The following is a 17,777-nucleotide window of genomic DNA, read 5'->3' on the forward strand; positions in this document are numbered from 1 at the left end:
CATCGGGTTTTTCATTGCCTGCCCCCAGCGTTTTCGCGGCCATTGCTGGAGGCTGTCTGCGTCGCCTTGCCAGCGACAGGGCCTGTGACGGGAGAAAGCACTCAGATCTGCTCGAGCAGCCAGCCACGAAATGCCCGCAGCGAGGGCAACGCTTCGTTCCGTGGGGGGTAGATCAGGTAATAGCTGCGCTGGCTGGCGAACGCCGTGCCCGGGCTGAACAGTTCGCCCTTGGCCAGCTCCTCGTCCACCAGTATCCGCGGCACCAGGCCGATGCCGATCCCTGCGCGCACCGCCTGAATCAAGTGTGACGTCAGCTCGAAGCTCGGCCCCAGGCGCATCGCCCGGTGCGCCAGGCCATGGTGCGAAAACCATTCGCCCCAGGCATGAGGATTGTTGGCGACGTTGAGCAGTACCTCGGCACTGATGCGTGCCGGGTCCCAGGCCTGGGCATCGCTGCCGGCTTGCGGCGGGAGGATCACCACCAGCTCCTCGGCGTGCAGCCGATGGCAGATCAGCCCCGGCAGGTCATGGCTGGCCACGCCGATGGCGGCATCGATCTCGCTGGTATCGAAGTTGATCGCTTCGATCCGCGAATGAATGTGCACCAGCATGCCCGGGTGGGCGCTGTAGAAGGCATGCAGGCGCGGCAGCAGCCACTTGGAGCCGAAGGTGGGCAGGGTAGCCAAGCGCAGCGTGCCGACCCCGGACTGGTAAGCCAGGGCTTGCAAGGTGGCGCTGCGGATGCGGCCCAACGCTTCGCTCAGTTCGCGCTGGTACAGCCGGCCCACGTCGGTGAGTTGTACCTGGCGGCCTTCGCGGCGGAACAGGGTCAGCCCGAGTTGCTGTTCCAGCGCCTGCACTTGCCGGCTGACCGCGCTCTGGGTCAGGGACAGTTCGGCAGCGGCGCGGGTGTAGCTTTCATGCCGGGCGGCAGCCTCGAAAGCCAGCAGCAATGACATGGAGGGTGTCAGGTGACGGTAATTCATTCATTAAAGTCATTGATAGCGGCAGGATTATCCGTTTGCCCCTGGGGCGAAACTACAGGAACATTGGCCCATTCGTCATCCTTGCGTGGCTCAATCCATGCCAAGGCGACAGGAATCCCGTGAATTAGCCCATTTCAAGAGGCCATCCTTCGATGATCGCCCAACTGCCGACCACTGCGCCAACCGCCGGTTACCCAGAATTCCTCGAAGCCCTGCGCAACAGCGGCTTCCGGGGCCAGATCAGCGCCGATTACGCCACCCGTACCGTGCTGGCGACTGACAACTCCATCTATCAGCGCCTGCCCCAGGCGGCGGTATTCCCGCTGGACGCCGACGATGTCGCGCGGGTGGCCGCGCTGATGGCCGAAGAACGCTTCCAGCAGGTCAAACTGACCCCGCGCGGTGGCGGTACCGGCACCAATGGCCAATCGCTGACCGACGGTATCGTGGTCGACCTCTCGCGGCACATGAACAGCATCCTCGAAATCAATGCCCAGGAGCGTTGGGTGCGGGTGCAGGCTGGCGTGGTCAAGGACCAGCTCAATGCCGCGCTCAAGCCTCACGGGCTGTTCTTTGCGCCTGAACTGTCCACCTCCAACCGCGCTACCGTCGGCGGCATGATCAACACCGACGCCAGCGGCCAGGGCAGCTGCACCTACGGCAAGACCCGCGACCACGTGCTGGAACTGCACAGCGTGCTGCTCGGTGGTGAGCGTCTGCACAGCCTGCCGATCGACGATGCAGCGCTGGCGCAGGCTTGTGCGGCCCCCGGTCGGGTGGGGGAGGTGTACCGGACTGCCCGCGACATCCAGCAAACCCAGGCCGAGCTGATCGCAGCCACCTTTCCCAAGCTCAACCGCTGCCTGACCGGCTACGACCTGGCGCACCTGCGCGACGAGCAGGGCCGTTTCAACCTCAACAGCGTGCTGTGTGGCGCCGAGGGGTCGTTGGGTTATGTGGTCGAAGCCAAGCTCAACGTGCTGCCGATTCCCAAGTATGCGGTGCTGGTCAACGTCCGCTACACCAGCTTCATGGACGCGCTGCGCGATGCCAATGCACTGATGGCGCACAAGCCCCTGTCGATCGAGACCGTGGATTCCAAGGTGCTGATGCTGGCGATGAAGGACATCGTCTGGCATAGCGTTGCCGAGTACTTCCCGGCCGACCCGCAGCGCCCGACGCTGGGTATCAACCTCGTGGAGTTCTGTGGCGATGAGCCTGCCGAGGTCAATGCTCGGGTTGAAGCCTTCATCGATCACCTGCAGCGCGATACCAGTGTCGAGCGCCTGGGCCATACCCTGGCCGAAGGGGCTGAGGCCGTGACTCGCGTGTACACCATGCGCAAGCGTTCGGTGGGGCTGTTGGGCAACGTCGAGGGCGAGGTGCGCCCGCAACCTTTCGTTGAAGACACTGCGGTGCCGCCCGAGCAACTGGCCGACTACATTGCCGATTTCCGCGCGCTGCTCGACGGCTATGGCCTGGCCTACGGCATGTTTGGCCACGTCGACGCCGGCGTGCTGCACGTACGCCCGGCTCTGGACATGAAAGACCCCGCCCAGGCGGCGCTGGTCAAGCCGATTTCCGATGCAGTGGCAGCGTTGACCAAACGCTACGGCGGCCTGCTGTGGGGCGAGCACGGCAAAGGGTTGCGTTCGGAATATGTGCCGGAGTACTTCGGCGAACTGTATCCGGCTCTGCAGCGCCTCAAGGGTGCCTTCGACCCGCGCAACCAACTCAACCCTGGCAAGATCTGCACCCCGCCGGACAGCGCCGAAGGGTTGACCAAGGTAGATGGCGTGACCTTGCGGGGCGACCTCGACCGTACCATCGACGAGCGTGTATGGCAGGACTTCGACAGCGCCGTGCACTGCAACGGCAATGGCGCCTGCTACAACTACGACCCCAACGACGCCATGTGCCCTTCGTGGAAGGCCACCCGTGAGCGCCAGCATTCGCCCAAGGGGCGCGCCTCGTTGATGCGTGAATGGCTGCGCCTGCAGGGTGCAGCGAACATCGATGTGCTGGCTGCGGCGCGCAACAAGGCATCCTGGCTCAAAGGGCTGCCGGCGCGGCTGCTCAACAACCGGGCACGCAACCAGGGCCAGGAGGACTTTTCCCATGAGGTCTACGACGCCATGGCCGGCTGCCTGGCGTGCAAGTCATGTGCAGGCCAGTGCCCGATCAAGGTCAACGTGCCAGACTTCCGCTCGCGCTTCCTCGAGCTGTACCACGGCCGCTACCAGCGCCCGGTGCGTGACTACCTGATAGGCTCGCTGGAGTTCACCATCCCCTACCTGGCCCATGCACCTGGGCTGTACAACGCGGTGATGGGGTCGAAGTGGGTCAGCAGGTTGCTGGCGGACAAGGTCGGCATGGTCGACAGCCCGCTGATCAGTCGCTTCAACTTCCAGTCCACCCTCACGCGCTGCCGGGTTGGTGTGGCCAGCGTTCCGGCGCTGCGCGAGCTGACCCCGGCCCAGCGCGAGCGCAGCATCGTGCTGGTGCAGGATGCCTTCACCCGTTACTTCGAGACACCGCTACTGGCGGCGTTCATCGAGCTGGCCAATCGCCTTGGTCACCGTGTATTCCTGGCGCCTTACAGTGCCAATGGCAAGCCGCTGCACGTGCAGGGCTTTTTGGGGGCATTCGCCAAAGCGGCAATCCGCAATGCCACCCAGCTCAAGGCCCTGGCTGACTGCGGTGTGCCGCTGGTGGGCCTGGACCCTGCCATGACCCTGGTTTACCGCCAGGAGTACCAGAAGGTGCCGGGCCTGGAGGGCTGCCCCAAGGTGCTGTTGCCGCAGGAGTGGTTGATGGAGGTGCTGCCCGAGCAGGGGCAGGCCGAGCCTGCAAGCTTCCGGCTGATGGCCCACTGCACCGAAAAAACCAACGTGCCGGCCAGCACCCGCCAGTGGGAGCAGCTATTCGCGCGCTTGGGCCTGAAGCTGGTGACCGAGGCCACGGGGTGCTGCGGTATGTCCGGTACCTACGGGCACGAGGCACGTAACCAGCAGACGTCGCGGACCATCTTCGAGCAATCCTGGGCGACCAAGCTGGACAAACAAGGGGAGGCGCTGGCAACCGGCTATTCGTGCCGTAGCCAGGTCAAGCGCATGACCGAACGGCAGATGCGTCATCCGCTGGAAGTGGTGTTGCAGTACGTCCGCTGAAGCGAGGAGTGGGGGCGCTTCGCCCCCACTCAACTCTGCCTGAAACGCCGTGCCTGACGGTACAGATACAGGCTCAACAGCAGCCCGCTGCAGGCTGCCGCTGCCGCGAACAAAAACATCGAAGCGAAGCCGAACCCCGAGGCCACCGCGCCCACCAGTGGCCCGGTAATCCCCAGCGACAGGTCGATGAACAGCGAGTACGCCCCCACCGCCGCCCCGCGGTTGGCTGCCGAAACCTGGTTCACCGCTTCCACGCCCAGTGCCGGGAATACCAGCGAGAAGCCGAAGCCACTTAGCGCCGCGCCGGCCAAGGCGAGCTCTGCACTGGGTGCCAGCCACAGCATCAACAGCCCCAGTGTCTCGACCGACAGGCACGCGATTGCCACCTTGAACCCGCCAATCCGGTTGATGAGGTTGCCGAACAGCAGCCGCGCACAGATGAAACTGGCACCGAACAGGCTCAGGGTCAGTGCTGCGTTCGCCCAGCCACGGCTGGCGTAGTACAGGGTGATGAAGGTGGCGATGGTGCCAAAGCCGATCGCGCCCAAGGCCAGGCCCGAACCGTGTGGGAACACCTTGCCCAGTACCCGCAGAAACGGCAGGCGCACGCCGCTGACGATCGGCGCAGCGCGTTTTGGCCATGCCAGCAGCAAGCCTGCCGCGCACAGCGCGATGATGCTCGCCCCCATGCTCCACAGCCCCAGGTGCTTGACCATCAGCACGCCCAGTGGGGCGCCGATGGCCAGTGCACCGTAGCTGGCGATCCCGTTCCAGGAGATGACTTTAGCGGTGTTTTCGGCGCCGACCCGGCCAATCCCCCAGCCTATCGAGCCCGAGCCCACCAGGCTCTCTGCACTTCCCAGTACCAGGCGGCCGACCAGCAGGCAGGCCAGGCTCAGCCAGGGCAGGTGGGTGAGAAAGGCGCAGGCGAGCATGAACACGCCACTCAGGCCGCAACCGGCGAGGCCATACATGACGGCCTTCTTGCTGCCCAGGTTGTCGATGATGCGGCTGGCTGTGGGGCGGCTGAGCAGGGTGGCGAGGTATTGCACGCTGATCACCAGGCCGGCGACGACGGTGCTGAAACCCAGATCGTTGTGCACATAGCCAGGCAGTACGGCGAGGGGGATGCCGATGTTCAGGTAGCCGATGAAGGTGAACAGGACGATGGAGACGACTTGCAGGGTGACCGCAAGGGGGCGCGGTGAGTCGGGCATGGGGGCCTACGTGGCAGAGGTTCTGGACGGTGTGAAAACGTGATGACAGCGGTAATCCGAAAGTCAGCCGTTTTCACACAGTCGGGGTTGCGCGGTTATTCCTGGTCAGCGCTGGATTGATCGTCGCCATCCTCGACGGCAGGCGTCGGTTCGGAATGAGCGGCAACGGTTTGCTCTTCGGGGTTCAGGCTTGGGAAGGGAAGATTCGGGATTTCGTGCATCTCGTCGTTCCTCGCAAGTGTGAGTCAAAAGGCTGCGCCAGGCGCGTTTGGAGCTTCGCAAAGCTGACGCAGGATACACAAGTCTGGATGACAGTTTGTAATTTTTCCCGGTCGCTTGTCGGTTTTGCGGGCGGATACCGGACATTGCCCGGGCACGAAAAAGCCGCTGCGCCCCCCGCGAGCAGGGCGCGCAGCGGCCTTGGCCAGCGCGTTTACTTGCGCCCTTCAGCGGTTTCGGCAACCTTGTCGGTGCGCGCGCACATGATGAAGTCGTTGCGGTGCAGGCCTTTGATGGAGTGGCTCCACCAGGTGACAGTCACTTTGCCCCACTCGGTCAGCAGGCCTGGGTGATGGCCTTCAGCTTCAGCGATTTCGCCTACGGCATTGGTGAAGGCCAGGGCATGCTTGAAGTTCTTGAACAGGAACACGCGCTCCAGCTCCATATGACCGTCACGTACTTCGATGTTCCAGTCCGGGATCTCGCGGATGAGTTCGGCCAGTTCCTCGTCGGTGACTTTTGGCGCATCGGCGCGGCAGGCTTCGCAGTGGGCTTGGTTCAAGGCATTCATGAGGTGTTTTCCGATTCGAGTTGTTGTCGGCGAGGTCGCTCAGGCGGCGACCTTGGGTGGAAATTTCGGTGCATGCAGCCCCAGCTGCATGGCTTGCTGGACCATGCCCATGATGTCTTCGTGGGCCAGGTCGAACAGGCGCTTGAGGTTCGGTAGCACGAAGTACAGCGGCTGCAGAATGTCGATACGGTAGGGGGTGCGCATGGCTTCGATCGGGTCGAAGGCCTGGTGCTCGGGCTCACCGGACAGACTGTAGACGGTTTCCTTGGGCGACGAGAGGATGCCGCCGCCATAGATCTTGCAGCCCTGCGCGGTTTCCATCAGGCCGAACTCAATGGTCATCCAGTACAACCGCGCCAGGTAGACGCGCTGCTCCTTGGTCGCGGCCAGGCCCAGCTTGCCATAGGTGTGGGTGAATTCGGCGAACCAGGGGTTGGTCAGCAGTGGGCAGTGGCCGAAGATCTCGTGGAAGATGTCGGGCTCCTGCAGGTAGTCCAGCTCTTGTGGGGTGCGAATAAACGTGGCGACCGGGAAGCGCTTGCTGGCCAGCAGCTCGAAGAAGGTCTGGAAAGGGATCAGCGCCGGCACACGGGCAACTTGCCAGCCGGTGGTGGCGCCCAGCACCTTGTTGATCTCGCCCAGCTGCGGGATGCGGTCATGGGGCAGTTTGAGCTGATCGATGCCATCAAGGTACTCCTGGCATGCCCGGCCTTCGATGACCTTCAGCTGACGGGTGATCAGGGTATTCCACACCGCATGCTCTTGCTGCGGGTAGTCGATGAAGCCTTGCGCATCGGGCTCGCGTGCCACGTATTGCGTCTGTTTCATGTGGCTCTCCTGGTGAGGGCTTTTATTGTTATGTCCACGACATACCCAAGAAATATCCCTTCATCCGACCGATTGCACGGGGTGCCCGAACCCTTGGGCGGCAGTTCCCAGGTGATTTTCGTAACGATAATTTTACAAATGCTGCAGGGTCGCGGAAAATTTGGTGTGTCGGGCTGACCGTTGCTGTGTTTACGTCAGCTTTTCTTTACGGATTTTATGCGGCCGGTTGAAAAACTTCGCCGCTTCGAGAGCTTTCATGCGTATCAAAGTGCATTGCCAGAACCGCATCGGCATCCTGCGCGACATTCTCAACCTGTTGGTGGAGTACGGTATCAACGTGCTCCGTGGTGAAGTCGGTGGCGACCATGGCAACGCCATCTACCTGCACTGCCCGAACCTGATCAACCTGCAGTTCCAGGCTCTGCGCCCGAAGTTCGAGTCGATCGCCGGGGTGTTCGGGGTCAAGCGCGTCGGCCTGATGCCCAGTGAACGACGGCACATGGAGCTCAACGCGTTGCTGGGTGCCCTGGACTTCCCGGTGCTGTCGGTCGACATGGCTGGCAGCATCGTCGCCGCCAACCGCAGCGCGGCGCAGTTGCTGGGCGTGAGGGTTGACGAGGTGCCGGGCATCCCGTTGGCGCGTTACGCCGAAGACTTCGACCTGCCGGAACTGGTGCGGGCTAACAAATCGCGAATCAATGGCCTGCGGGTCAAGGTCAAAGGCGACATTTTCCTGGCCGACATCGCACCGTTGCAGTCCGAGCATGACGACAGCGAGGCATTGGCTGGCGCGGTATTGACCCTGCACCGTGCCGACCGCATCGGTGAGCGGATCTACAGCGTGCGCAAGCAGGAGCTGCGCGGTTTCGACAGCATATTCCAGAGCTCGCGTGTGATGGCGGCGGTGGTGCGTGAGGCGCGGCGCATGGCGCCACTGGACGCGCCGTTGCTGATCGAAGGCGAGACAGGTACCGGCAAGGAGCTGCTGGCGCGTGCCTGTCATCTGGCCAGCCCGCGCGGCCAGGCGCCCTTGATGGCACTCAACTGTGCCGGCCTGCCAGAGTCCATGGCGGAAACCGAGCTGTTCGGTTATGGCCCCGGTGCGTTCGAGGGCGCGCGCGCCGAAGGCAAGCTGGGCCTTCTGGAGTTGACCGCGGGTGGCACACTGTTCCTCGACGGGGTGGGGGAGATGAGCCCGCGCCTGCAGGTGAAGCTGCTGCGCTTTCTGCAGGATGGCTGCTTCCGCCGGGTAGGCAGTGATGAAGAGGTGTACCTGGATGTACGTGTGATCTGCGCCACCCAGGTGGACCTGTCCGAGCTGTGCGCCCGGGGTGAATTTCGCCAGGACCTGTACCATCGCCTCAATGTGTTGTCGTTGCACATACCGCCGTTGCGCGAGTGCATGGACGGCCTGGAAGGGTTGGTGCAGCACTTTCTCGATCAGGCCAGCCGGCAGATTGGGTGTGCCATGCCGCGTCTGGCGCCTGCGGCGATGGACAAGCTGGCGCACTACCATTGGCCGGGCAATGTCCGGCAACTGGAAAACGTATTGTTCCAGGCGGTATCGTTGTGCGAAGGCGCAATGGTGAAGAGCGAACATATTCGCTTGCCGGATTACGGCGTACGGCAACCCTTGGGTGAGTTTACCCTTGAAGGTGATCTTTCGCAGATTGTCGGGCGCTTCGAAAAGGCTGTACTGGAAAGTCTGATCGGTGAATACCCAAGTAGCCGGGCGCTGGGTAAACGGCTGGGTGTTTCACATACGACCATTGCCAACAAGTTGCGGGATTATTCGTTGGGCAAGTCGAACGAATAGTGCTGGATTGAACTCAAGCGGTTCATTATGCAATCGTTAATGAATGGGCCCCGCAGGGCCCAGATCATTCATCAGCCGTTGGAGCAGCCGTTACCCATCACGCGGTATTCGAGAATATGCTTCTGGCCCTTGGAGTCCTCATAGGTCATGCGGGCCGGCACGACTTCGCACACGTTTGGCACTTCGCTCATGGAGATGACGCGGGCGATGTCCAGGTGCTGCGAATAACTGTACTGCTCAACCGGAATCTGCTCGACATCTTTTGCTTCACCGGCGATTGCCGCACTGCAAAGACCGCCAAGTACCAATACCAGTAACGCTTTCATTTTCAATTTACCTGTCTAAGGTCGTAAGAGGGCATGCGGCGCTTGTGGCGCCGCAAGTAAAGCCAAGTGTTCAACTGTCGGATTAGAGTGGGATTAACGTATTGCCTTCGTGGGGGCTGTTACTGTTACCAGTTGTTAATCGCCTTGCCGTTGCTGGCGAGGTGAATGTTATGCCTGGGTAATTACGGGAAACAGTAGGGGTTTTGATAAAGTTTTTTCGCCTTTTGACAGAAACTGTAACAATCCCCCCGGCCAAATCTTGTGCATTCCCTCTCGCCAGGCTGCCAGCTGCGGCCTAGAGCCTTTCCGGCGGGTCACGAGGTGCGCAGCCCGTCGCGTTACTACCATCGTCGTATGGCTTTTGCCGCTCTGGTACAGTTACAAACGGTTCCATACAAAAACAACTATTACACCGAGGTAACACAGATGAGTGCGGCTCCACTGTATCCCGTTCGTCCCGAGGTTGCGGCCACTACCCTGACCGACGAGGCCACCTACAAGGCCATGTACCAGCAATCGGTGATCAATCCGGACGGCTTCTGGCGTGAGCAGGCCCAGCGCATTGACTGGATCAAGCCTTTCACCAAGGTCAAGCAGACTTCCTTCGACGATCACCATGTCGATATCAAGTGGTTTGCCGATGGCACTCTGAACGTTTCCTCCAACTGCCTGGACCGCCACCTCGAAGAGCGCGGCGACCAACTGGCAATCATCTGGGAAGGCGACGACCCTTCCGAACACCGCAACATCACCTACCGCGAACTCCACGAGCAGGTCTGCAAGTTCGCCAACGCCCTGCGCGGGCAGGACGTGCACCGTGGCGATGTAGTGACCATCTACATGCCGATGATCCCCGAGGCCGTGGTGGCGATGCTGGCCTGTGCCCGCATCGGTGCGATTCACTCGGTCGTGTTTGGCGGTTTCTCGCCTGAAGCGCTGGCCGGGCGCATCATCGATTGCAAGTCCAAGGTGGTGATCACCGCCGACGAAGGTTTGCGCGGCGGCCGCCGTACTCCGCTCAAGGCCAACGTCGACCTGGCGCTGACCAACCCTGAAACCAGCAGCGTGCAGAAAATCATCGTGTGCAAGCGCACCGGTGGTGACATCGCCTGGCACCAGCACCGCGACATCTGGTACGAAGACCTGATGAAGGTGGCTTCCAGCCATTGTGCGCCAAAGGAAATGGGCGCCGAAGAGGCGTTGTTCATTCTTTACACCTCCGGCTCCACCGGCAAACCCAAGGGGGTGCTGCACACAACGGGTGGTTACCTGGTGTACGCCGCGCTGACCCACGAGCGCGTCTTCGACTACCGCCCCGGCGAGGTCTACTGGTGCACCGCGGACGTCGGTTGGGTCACCGGCCACAGCTACATCGTCTACGGCCCGCTGGCCAATGGTGCTACCACGCTGCTGTTCGAGGGCGTGCCGAACTACCCGGACATTACCCGGGTGTCGAAGATCGTCGACAAGCACAAGGTCAACATCCTCTACACCGCGCCTACCGCGATCCGCGCCATGATGGCCGAAGGGCAGGCGGCCGTTGAGGGGGCCGATGGCTCGAGCCTGCGCCTGCTGGGTTCGGTCGGTGAGCCGATCAACCCTGAGGCGTGGAACTGGTACTACAAGACCGTCGGCAAGGAGCGCTGCCCGATCGTCGACACCTGGTGGCAGACCGAGACCGGCGGCATCCTGATCAGCCCGCTGCCAGGCGCCACGGGCCTGAAGCCGGGTTCGGCGACCCGTCCGTTCTTCGGTGTGGTGCCGGCGCTGGTGGACAACCTGGGCAACCTGATCGATGGCGCAGCCGAGGGCAACCTGGTCATCCTCGATTCCTGGCCGGGCCAGTCCCGCTCGCTGTATGGCGATCATGACCGCTTCGTCGATACCTACTTCAAGACCTTCCGTGGCATGTATTTCACCGGCGACGGTGCGCGCCGTGACGAGGATGGTTACTACTGGATCACCGGCCGCGTGGATGACGTGCTCAACGTTTCCGGCCACCGTATGGGTACCGCAGAGATCGAAAGTGCCATGGTCGCCCATGCCAAAGTGGCCGAGGCTGCGGTGGTGGGTGTGCCGCACGACATCAAAGGGCAGGGCATCTATGTGTACGTGACCCTCAACGCCGGTGTGGAGCCCAGCGAGCAGTTGCGCATGGAGCTGAAGAACTGGGTGCGCAAGGAAATCGGCCCGATTGCCTCCCCGGATGTCATTCAGTGGGCGCCTGGGCTGCCGAAGACGCGCTCGGGCAAGATCATGCGGCGGATCCTTCGCAAGATCGCCACGGCGGAATACGGCTCGCTGGGGGATATCTCCACCTTGGCCGACCCGGGCGTGGTGCAGCACTTGATCGATACGCACAAAGCGATGAGCCTGGCATCGGCTTGATGAGCTGAGCAGGGCTGCAGCGCAGTTCTGCTTCAAACGAAAACCCCGTACGGGCGACCGGCGGGGTTTTTGCTTTACTGTTACCCGACATTCATCGGTAACTCTGTTTGTCACCGATTACGCACAGTCACGGGGCGAGCGGGAACATTCATGACTCGTTTCGGTGCGTTCATGGCGCCATTTTTCCCATGGCGGCACGCTGCACTTGCCGTCGTACAAGGCTTTGCCAATAATAGGCCCAGTAATTGCTAGGTCTGTAGGTTGTTTTCCTTGTGCTCTTGCATATCTTGCAGGGGCTGTCAACCTCGCCCGCTGCCGTTTCAAGCGCTTCTGTAAGTAGTTGTCGCTTTGAAGAAATATCGACTACCGGGCTGTCGTTAAAATGCCACTCACTCGCTCGTGGTCTGCGACCTTGGTCGAACCCTGCGCGGCTCGCGTTGTACCCATTCGCATATCGGGCAGTTGTTACTCCTGCCTTGTATTGCCCCGTACCGATGGAGTTACCTGATGAAGAAGCTCGCACTGCTTGGCGCCCTGGCGCTTTCCGTGTTTTCCCTGGTGTCGCAGGCTGATGAAAAACCGTTGAAAATCGGTATCGAAGCCGCTTACCCACCCTTCGCCTTCAAGCAGCCCGACGGCAGCCTCGCTGGTTTCGACTACGATATCGGCAACGCCCTGTGTGAAGAGATGAAAGCCAAGTGCACCTGGGTAGAACAGGAGTTCGATGGTCTGATCCCGGCACTGAAAGTGCGCAAGATCGACGCAATCCTGTCGTCCATGTCGATCACCGAAGACCGCAAGAAGTCGGTCGACTTCACCAAGCGCTACTACCTGACCCCGGCTCGCCTCGTGATGAAGGAAGGTACTACCGTGAGTGACAGCCTGGCTGAGCTCAAGGGCAAGAAGATCGGCGTGCAGCGTGGTTCGATCCACGACCGCTTCGCCAAGGAAGTGCTGGCCCCGCAAGGCGCTACCGTGGTGCCGTACGGTACCCAGAACGAAATCTACCTGGACGTCGCCGCTGGCCGCCTGGACGGCACCGTGGCCGATGCCACCCTGCTCGAAGACGGCTTCCTGAAAACCGACGCTGGCAAGGGCTTCGCCTTCGTGGGCCCGTCGTTCACCGACGTGAAATACTTCGGTGACGGTGTCGGCATCGCCGTGCGCAAGGGTGACAAGGCCAACGCCGAGCGCATCAATGCCGCGATCGACGCCATCCGTGCCAACGGCAAGTACAAGGCGATCCAGGACAAGTACTTCAATTTTGACATCTACGGTCCAGACTCGAAGTAAGACGTCGGGTTTCACCTGTGCAATGGTGCAAACAGCAGAGGCTCTGAGGTTTGCACCATTTTTCATTCTCTAGGTCGAGGACCTCATCATGTTGAAAGGCTACGGGGCAGTCATCCTCGACGGGGCGTGGCTGACGCTGCAGCTCGCCCTGTCGTCGATGGCCCTGGCCATCGTGCTCGGCCTGATTGGCGTGGCGCTGCGCTTGTCGCCGGTGCGCTGGCTGGCCTGGTTGGGCGATATGTATGCCACGGTGATCCGTGGTATTCCGGACCTGGTGCTGATCCTGCTGATCTTCTACGGCGGGCAGGACATCATCAACCGTGTGGCGCCGCTGGTCGGCTATGACGATTACATCGACCTGAATCCGCTGGTGGCAGGGATCGGTACCTTGGGCTTCATCTTTGGCGCCTATCTGTCGGAAACCTTCCGTGGTGCCTTCCTCGGTATCCCCAAGGGGCAGGCGGAGGCCGGCGCGGCCTACGGCATGAGCGGGCGGCAGGTGTTCTTCCGCATCATGGTGCCGCAGATGATCCGCCTGGCGATTCCGGGTTTCACCAACAACTGGCTGGTGCTGACCAAGGCTACGGCGCTCATTTCGGTAGTGGGCCTGCAGGACATGATGTTCAAGGCCAAGCAGGCGGCAGACGCCACCCGCGAACCTTTCACCTTCTTCCTGGCGGTGGCTGCGCTGTACCTGGTGCTCACCAGTGTCTCGCTGCTGGCGCTCAAGTATCTCGAGAAGCGCTACTCGGTGGGCGTCAAGGTGGCTGAGCTATGATCTTCGACTACAACGTCATCTGGGAAGCCATGCCGCTTTATATCGGCGGGCTGCTGACCACGCTCAAGCTGCTGGCGCTGTCACTGTTGTTCGGTTTACTGGCGGCGGTGCCGCTGGGCCTGATGCGGGTGTCCAAACAGCCGCTGGTGAACATGACGGCCTGGCTGTACACCTACGTCATCCGCGGTACGCCGATGCTGGTGCAGTTGTTCCTGATCTATTACGGCCTGGCCCAGTTCGAGGCGGTGCGCCAGAGCATCTTCTGGCCGTGGCTTTCCAGTGCGACCTTCTGTGCCTGCCTGGCGTTTGCCGTCAACACCAGCGCCTACACCGCCGAAATCATCGCTGGCAGCCTCAAGGCCACGCCGCATGGCGAGATCGAAGCAGCCAAGGCCATGGGCATGTCACGCATGAAGATGTACCGCCGCATCCTGCTGCCTTCGGCCTTGCGCCGGGCGCTGCCGCAGTACAGCAACGAAGTGATCATGATGCTGCAGACCACCAGCCTGGCGTCGATCGTCACCCTGATCGACATCACCGGTGCCGCACGTACGGTCAATGCCCAGTATTACCTGCCTTTCGAGGCCTACATCACGGCGGGCGTGTTCTATCTGTGCCTGACCTTCATCCTGGTGCGCCTGTTCAAGATGGCCGAACGCCGCTGGCTCGGCTACCTGGCGCCGCGCAAGCACTGAACGCTCTGTGAGAACCGACAGCATGTACAAACTAGAAGTCCAAGACCTGCACAAGCGCTACGGCAGCCATGAAGTGCTCAAGGGTGTGTCCCTGGCGGCCAAGGCAGGCGATGTGATCAGCATCATCGGCTCCAGCGGTTCGGGCAAGTCGACCTTCCTGCGCTGCATCAACCTGCTCGAGCAGCCGCACGCCGGCAAGATCCTGCTCAACAACGAAGAGCTGAAGATGGTCGCCGGCAAGGACGGCGCCCTCAAGGCTGCCGACCCGCGCCAACTGCAGCGCATGCGCTCGCGGCTGTCGATGGTGTTCCAGCACTTCAATCTGTGGTCGCACATGACCGCGCTGGAAAACGTCATCGAGGCGCCGGTGCATGTGCTTGGCGTGAACAAGAAGGAAGCCCTGGAAAAAGCCGAGCACTACCTGGCCAAGGTGGGCGTGGCCCATCGCAAGGACGCTTTCCCGGGGCATATGTCCGGCGGTGAGCAGCAGCGTGTGGCGATTGCCCGGGCGCTGGCCGTTGAGCCGGAGGTGATGCTGTTCGACGAACCGACGTCGGCGCTGGACCCGGAGCTGGTCGGCGATGTGCTGAAGGTCATGCAGGCCCTGGCCCAGGAAGGCCGGACCATGGTGGTGGTGACCCACGAGATGGGCTTTGCCCGCGAAGTGTCCAACCAGCTGGTGTTCCTGCACAAAGGCCTGGTCGAAGAGACGGGTTGCCCGCGCGAAGTGCTGGTCAACCCGCAATCGGAGCGGCTCAAGCAGTTTCTCTCTGGCAGCCTGAAGTAAAGGCTGCACCTTTGCACCAGAATAGGGCATGCTGCGCAGCAGTGCGCAGTCTGCCCTGGCGCCACAGACTCGAACGACTTCAGGTTTCGGACCTTACCCTATGACCACCCAGCGAATCGGTTTTCTCATCTGGCCAAGCACCAAGCCCTTGACGTTGGCGCTGGCGGAGGAAGTATTGCTGGTGGCCCAGCGGGTACATCCTGACGTGGTATACGAGCTGGCCTTTCTCCAGGCCGAGCCTGCGCAGGAAGGCGCCTGGCGCCTGCCGGGCGAGCCCTGGAGCGGGCGCCTGGAAGGGTGTCACAAGCTGTTCCTGCTCGCTGACGAACTGCCCCAGGCATTGGGGTCGGCGCTGTCCACGGCGCTCAAGCAACTGGCCCGCAGCGGCTGCATCATCGGTGGGCTGTCTGCAGGTGTGTATCCGTTGGCCATGCTCGGCCTGCTCGATGGTTACCGCGCTGCGGTGCATTGGCGCTGGCAAGACGATTTCGCCGAGCGTTTCCCCAAGGTCATCGCCACCAGCCATCTGTTCGATTGGGACCGTGATCGCCTGACCGCCTGCGGCGGTATGGCGGTGACCGATCTGCTGTTGGCGGTGCTGGCACGTGATCACGGGGCCGAGCTGGCGGGTGCGGTCTCCGAAGAGCTGGTGGTCGAGCGCATCCGTGAGGGTGGGGAGCGTCAGCGCATTCCGCTGCAGAACCGCCTCGGCTCCAGCCATCCGAAGCTGACCCAGGCGGTGCTGTTGATGGAAGCCAATATCGAAGAGCCGCTGACCACCGACGAAATCGCTCAGCATGTGTGCGTATCGCGCCGGCAGCTGGAGCGCATCTTCAAGCAGTACCTCAACCGTGTGCCTAGCCAGTACTACCTGGAGCTGCGGCTGAACAAGGCACGGCAGATGCTGATGCAGACTAGCAAATCGATCATCCAGATCGGCCTTTCCTGTGGCTTCTCCTCCGGCCCGCATTTCTCCAGTGCCTACCGCAATTTCTTTGGCGCCACGCCACGGGAAGACCGTAACCAGCGGCGTAACAGCAGCCCCTTCGAATTGAGTTCGGCGCCTGCCGAAAAAGGCTGAACGCTGCCCGGTGCACTGCGCCTCTGTCGCCTGCAAGCCTGCGTCCAGGCTGATCGGGTTGCCGCCGGCCCGGTGGCGGCCGGCTTGCCGGTGAGGGCGGCGGTGCAGCCGGCCTATCTTCTTATGTGAACACCCGTTCACCCAGTCCCGCTCTGCCGTTACACTGCGCGATTGCGACAGTGTTTGTCGCATTGCCGAAAGCCTGGGTAAAACTGGGTTTTGCGCTGTAACAAGTTGTCGCTTGGCCGCAAGGACAGGCGCAGATCAGTCCTTACAATCCCCCCATCGCTCGCCACTTCCAGGCCAGCGTTCCTCTTCAGGAGACTCAGATGTCCGTTGAGCAAGCCCCGGTGCAGCGTGCCGATTTCGACCAGGTCATGGTCCCCAACTATTCTCCGGCGGCCTTCATTCCTGTGCGAGGCGAGGGTTCCCGCGTGTGGGACCAGTCGGGCCGCGAGCTCATCGACTTTGCCGGCGGCATCGCGGTGAATGCCTTGGGCCACTGCCATCCGGCACTGGTCAAGGCCCTGACCGAGCAGGCCAATACCCTCTGGCACGTTTCCAACGTCTTCACCAACGAGCCGGCACTGCGCCTGGCGCACAAACTGGTCGACGCCACCTTTGCCGACCGGGCTTTTTTCTGCAACTCAGGCGCCGAATCCAACGAGGCCGCCTTCAAGCTGGCCCGTCGCGTCGCCCATGACCGCTTCGGTCCTGACAAGCACGAAATCATCTCCGCCGTGAACAGCTTCCACGGTCGCACCCTGTTCACCGTCAGCGTCGGCGGTCAGCCGAAGTACTCGGATGGTTTCGGCCCGAAGATCACTGGCATCAGCCATGTGCCCTACAACGATCTGGAAGCGCTGAAGGCACAGATTTCCGACAAGACCTGCGCCGTGGTGATCGAGCCGATCCAGGGCGAGAGTGGTGTGGTCCCGGCCGACAAGGCGTACCTGGAAGGCGCCCGCAAGCTGTGTGACGATCACAACGCCCTGCTGATCTTCGATGAAGTGCAGACGGGTGTGGGCCGTACCGGCTCGCTGTACGCCTATCAACATTACGGTGTGACGCCAGACATCCTGACCAGCGCCAAGAGCCTGGGCGGTGGCTTCCCGATCGGCGCCATGCTCACCACCACTGAGCTTGCCAAGCATCTGGCGGTCGGTACGCACGGCACCACCTATGGCGGTAACCCGTTGGGCTGCGCCGTTGCCTGCGCGGTACTGGACGTGATCAATACCCCAGAAACCCTGGCCGGTATCAAAGCCAAGCACGAGCGCTTCAAGGCGCGCCTGGAGCAGATCGGCCAGAAGGCTGGCCTGTTCTCTCAGGTGCGTGGTGTCGGCCTGTTGATCGGCTGCGTGCTGACCGAAGCCTGGCAGGGCAAGGCCAAGGACATCCTCAATGCCGCCGAGAAAGAAGGCGTGATGGTGCTGCAGGCCGGCCCGGACGTGGTGCGCTTCGCGCCGAGCCTGGTGATCGAAGATGCCGATATCGATGAAGGTCTGGACCGCTTCGAGCGGGCTGTGGCCAAACTGACCCAGGCCTGATTCGCCGGCGGTCCCTTCGCCGGCCCCGTCGGGCCGGCGATAGCAGAATCCCAGTGCGGGCGCGTGCTTGCA

15 protein-coding genes are annotated in these 17,777 nt (G+C 62.0%); 9 read left to right on the plus strand and 6 right to left on the minus strand.

All coding sequences use genetic code 11. The features are described from left to right. Positions 1 to 101: 101 nt before the first annotated feature. Complete coding sequence (locus tag ACIPZH_RS09385; protein WP_267817833.1) at positions 102 to 986, minus strand: LysR substrate-binding domain-containing protein; 885 nt, start codon at positions 984 to 986, stop codon at positions 102 to 104. Between the two features lie 152 nt (positions 987 to 1,138). On the opposite strand from ACIPZH_RS09385, the gene ACIPZH_RS09390 reads away from it, so the two are divergent. Beyond that, entirely contained in the window at positions 1,139 to 4,156 is a 3,018-nt protein-coding gene (locus tag ACIPZH_RS09390) for an FAD-binding and (Fe-S)-binding domain-containing protein (protein WP_400636018.1), read from the plus strand. A 29-nt stretch (positions 4,157 to 4,185) separates the two neighbouring features. Here the strand turns inward: ACIPZH_RS09390 and ACIPZH_RS09395 are convergent, their stop codons facing one another. The 4 genes from ACIPZH_RS09395 to phhA form a co-directional block, all read right to left on the minus strand. Then, a complete protein-coding gene (locus ACIPZH_RS09395) occupies positions 4,186 to 5,373 on the minus strand; it encodes an MFS transporter (RefSeq protein ID WP_400636019.1) in 1,188 nt (395 codons plus the stop codon). 95 nt (positions 5,374 to 5,468) lie between these two features. Continuing rightward, the gene (locus ACIPZH_RS09400) at positions 5,469 to 5,594 is read right to left on the minus strand and encodes a hypothetical protein (protein WP_256215917.1); all 126 of its coding nucleotides are present in this window, start codon (positions 5,592 to 5,594) and stop codon (positions 5,469 to 5,471) included. 212 nt (positions 5,595 to 5,806) lie between these two features. Then, complete coding sequence (locus ACIPZH_RS09405; protein WP_003254532.1) at positions 5,807 to 6,163, minus strand: 4a-hydroxytetrahydrobiopterin dehydratase; 357 nt, start codon at positions 6,161 to 6,163, stop codon at positions 5,807 to 5,809. 39 nt (positions 6,164 to 6,202) lie between these two features. Next, positions 6,203 to 6,991 carry a phenylalanine 4-monooxygenase gene (phhA, locus tag ACIPZH_RS09410; RefSeq protein ID WP_012315607.1) on the minus strand — a complete coding sequence of 263 codons (789 nt, stop codon included), beginning with the start codon at positions 6,989 to 6,991 and terminating at the stop codon, positions 6,203 to 6,205. Positions 6,992 to 7,247: 256 nt separating this feature from the next. Between phhA and ACIPZH_RS09415 the strand changes: the two genes are divergently transcribed. Next, a complete protein-coding gene (locus ACIPZH_RS09415; RefSeq protein WP_400636020.1) occupies positions 7,248 to 8,807 on the plus strand; it encodes a sigma-54-dependent transcriptional regulator in 1,560 nt (519 codons plus the stop codon). Between the two features lie 71 nt (positions 8,808 to 8,878). On the opposite strand, the gene ACIPZH_RS09420 is transcribed toward ACIPZH_RS09415, so the two are convergent. Then, positions 8,879 to 9,133 (minus strand): DUF2790 domain-containing protein, encoded by a 255-nt coding sequence (locus tag ACIPZH_RS09420; protein WP_241804639.1) that lies wholly within the window; start codon positions 9,131 to 9,133, stop codon positions 8,879 to 8,881. A gap of 426 nt (positions 9,134 to 9,559) precedes the next feature. On the opposite strand from ACIPZH_RS09420, the gene acs reads away from it, so the two are divergent. The 7 genes from acs to ACIPZH_RS09455 all read left to right on the plus strand — a co-directional run bounded on the left by acs (position 9,560) and on the right by ACIPZH_RS09455 (position 17,705). Continuing rightward, positions 9,560 to 11,521 (plus strand): acetate--CoA ligase, encoded by a 1,962-nt coding sequence (gene acs, locus ACIPZH_RS09425; RefSeq protein WP_241804638.1) that lies wholly within the window; start codon positions 9,560 to 9,562, stop codon positions 11,519 to 11,521. Positions 11,522 to 12,028: 507 nt separating this feature from the next. Next, complete coding sequence (locus ACIPZH_RS09430; protein WP_400636021.1) at positions 12,029 to 12,814, plus strand: ABC transporter substrate-binding protein; 786 nt, start codon at positions 12,029 to 12,031, stop codon at positions 12,812 to 12,814. Between the two features lie 88 nt (positions 12,815 to 12,902). After that, positions 12,903 to 13,592 carry an ABC transporter permease gene (locus ACIPZH_RS09435; RefSeq protein WP_241804636.1) on the plus strand — a complete coding sequence of 230 codons (690 nt, stop codon included), beginning with the start codon at positions 12,903 to 12,905 and terminating at the stop codon, positions 13,590 to 13,592. After that, positions 13,589 to 14,287, plus strand: a complete 699-nt coding sequence (locus tag ACIPZH_RS09440) for an ABC transporter permease (RefSeq protein ID WP_241804635.1) — start codon at positions 13,589 to 13,591, stop codon at positions 14,285 to 14,287. Before ACIPZH_RS09435 ends, ACIPZH_RS09440 begins: the two co-directional genes overlap by 4 nt. Positions 14,288 to 14,309: 22 nt before the next feature. Beyond that, positions 14,310 to 15,074, plus strand: coding sequence for an ABC transporter ATP-binding protein (locus ACIPZH_RS09445; RefSeq protein ID WP_241804634.1), 765 nt, complete (start codon positions 14,310 to 14,312; stop codon positions 15,072 to 15,074). Between the two features lie 100 nt (positions 15,075 to 15,174). Then, positions 15,175 to 16,155: a transcriptional regulator ArgR gene (gene argR, locus ACIPZH_RS09450; RefSeq protein ID WP_267817816.1), complete on the plus strand. Its 981-nt coding sequence runs from the start codon at positions 15,175 to 15,177 to the stop codon at positions 16,153 to 16,155. 329 nt (positions 16,156 to 16,484) lie between these two features. Continuing rightward, the gene (locus tag ACIPZH_RS09455; RefSeq protein ID WP_400627409.1) at positions 16,485 to 17,705 is read left to right on the plus strand and encodes an aspartate aminotransferase family protein; all 1,221 of its coding nucleotides are present in this window, start codon (positions 16,485 to 16,487) and stop codon (positions 17,703 to 17,705) included. Positions 17,706 to 17,777: the final 72 nt, after the last annotated feature.

The organism is Pseudomonas sp. NPDC089758 (genome assembly GCF_044748705.1).
Lineage (GTDB): Bacteria > Pseudomonadota > Gammaproteobacteria > Pseudomonadales > Pseudomonadaceae > Aquipseudomonas > Aquipseudomonas putida_X.

Bases quoted from the DNA above. Each gene is read 5' to 3' on its own strand.
- ACIPZH_RS09385 (WP_267817833.1), bottom strand. From the start codon at position 986: ATGAATTACCGTCACCTGACACCCTCCATGTCATTGCTGCTGGCTTTC.
- ACIPZH_RS09390 (WP_400636018.1), top strand. From the start codon at position 1,139: ATGATCGCCCAACTGCCGACCACTGCGCCAACCGCCGGTTACCCAGAA.
- ACIPZH_RS09395 (WP_400636019.1), bottom strand. From the start codon at position 5,373: ATGCCCGACTCACCGCGCCCCCTTGCGGTCACCCTGCAAGTCGTCTCC.
- ACIPZH_RS09400 (WP_256215917.1), bottom strand. From the start codon at position 5,594: ATGCACGAAATCCCGAATCTTCCCTTCCCAAGCCTGAACCCCGAAGAG.
- ACIPZH_RS09405 (WP_003254532.1), bottom strand. From the start codon at position 6,163: ATGAATGCCTTGAACCAAGCCCACTGCGAAGCCTGCCGCGCCGATGCG.
- phhA (WP_012315607.1), bottom strand. From the start codon at position 6,991: ATGAAACAGACGCAATACGTGGCACGCGAGCCCGATGCGCAAGGCTTC.
- ACIPZH_RS09415 (WP_400636020.1), top strand. From the start codon at position 7,248: ATGCGTATCAAAGTGCATTGCCAGAACCGCATCGGCATCCTGCGCGAC.
- ACIPZH_RS09420 (WP_241804639.1), bottom strand. From the start codon at position 9,133: ATGAAAGCGTTACTGGTATTGGTACTTGGCGGTCTTTGCAGTGCGGCA.
- acs (WP_241804638.1), top strand. From the start codon at position 9,560: ATGAGTGCGGCTCCACTGTATCCCGTTCGTCCCGAGGTTGCGGCCACT.
- ACIPZH_RS09430 (WP_400636021.1), top strand. From the start codon at position 12,029: ATGAAGAAGCTCGCACTGCTTGGCGCCCTGGCGCTTTCCGTGTTTTCC.
- ACIPZH_RS09435 (WP_241804636.1), top strand. From the start codon at position 12,903: ATGTTGAAAGGCTACGGGGCAGTCATCCTCGACGGGGCGTGGCTGACG.
- ACIPZH_RS09440 (WP_241804635.1), top strand. From the start codon at position 13,589: ATGATCTTCGACTACAACGTCATCTGGGAAGCCATGCCGCTTTATATC.
- ACIPZH_RS09445 (WP_241804634.1), top strand. From the start codon at position 14,310: ATGTACAAACTAGAAGTCCAAGACCTGCACAAGCGCTACGGCAGCCAT.
- argR (WP_267817816.1), top strand. From the start codon at position 15,175: ATGACCACCCAGCGAATCGGTTTTCTCATCTGGCCAAGCACCAAGCCC.
- ACIPZH_RS09455 (WP_400627409.1), top strand. From the start codon at position 16,485: ATGTCCGTTGAGCAAGCCCCGGTGCAGCGTGCCGATTTCGACCAGGTC.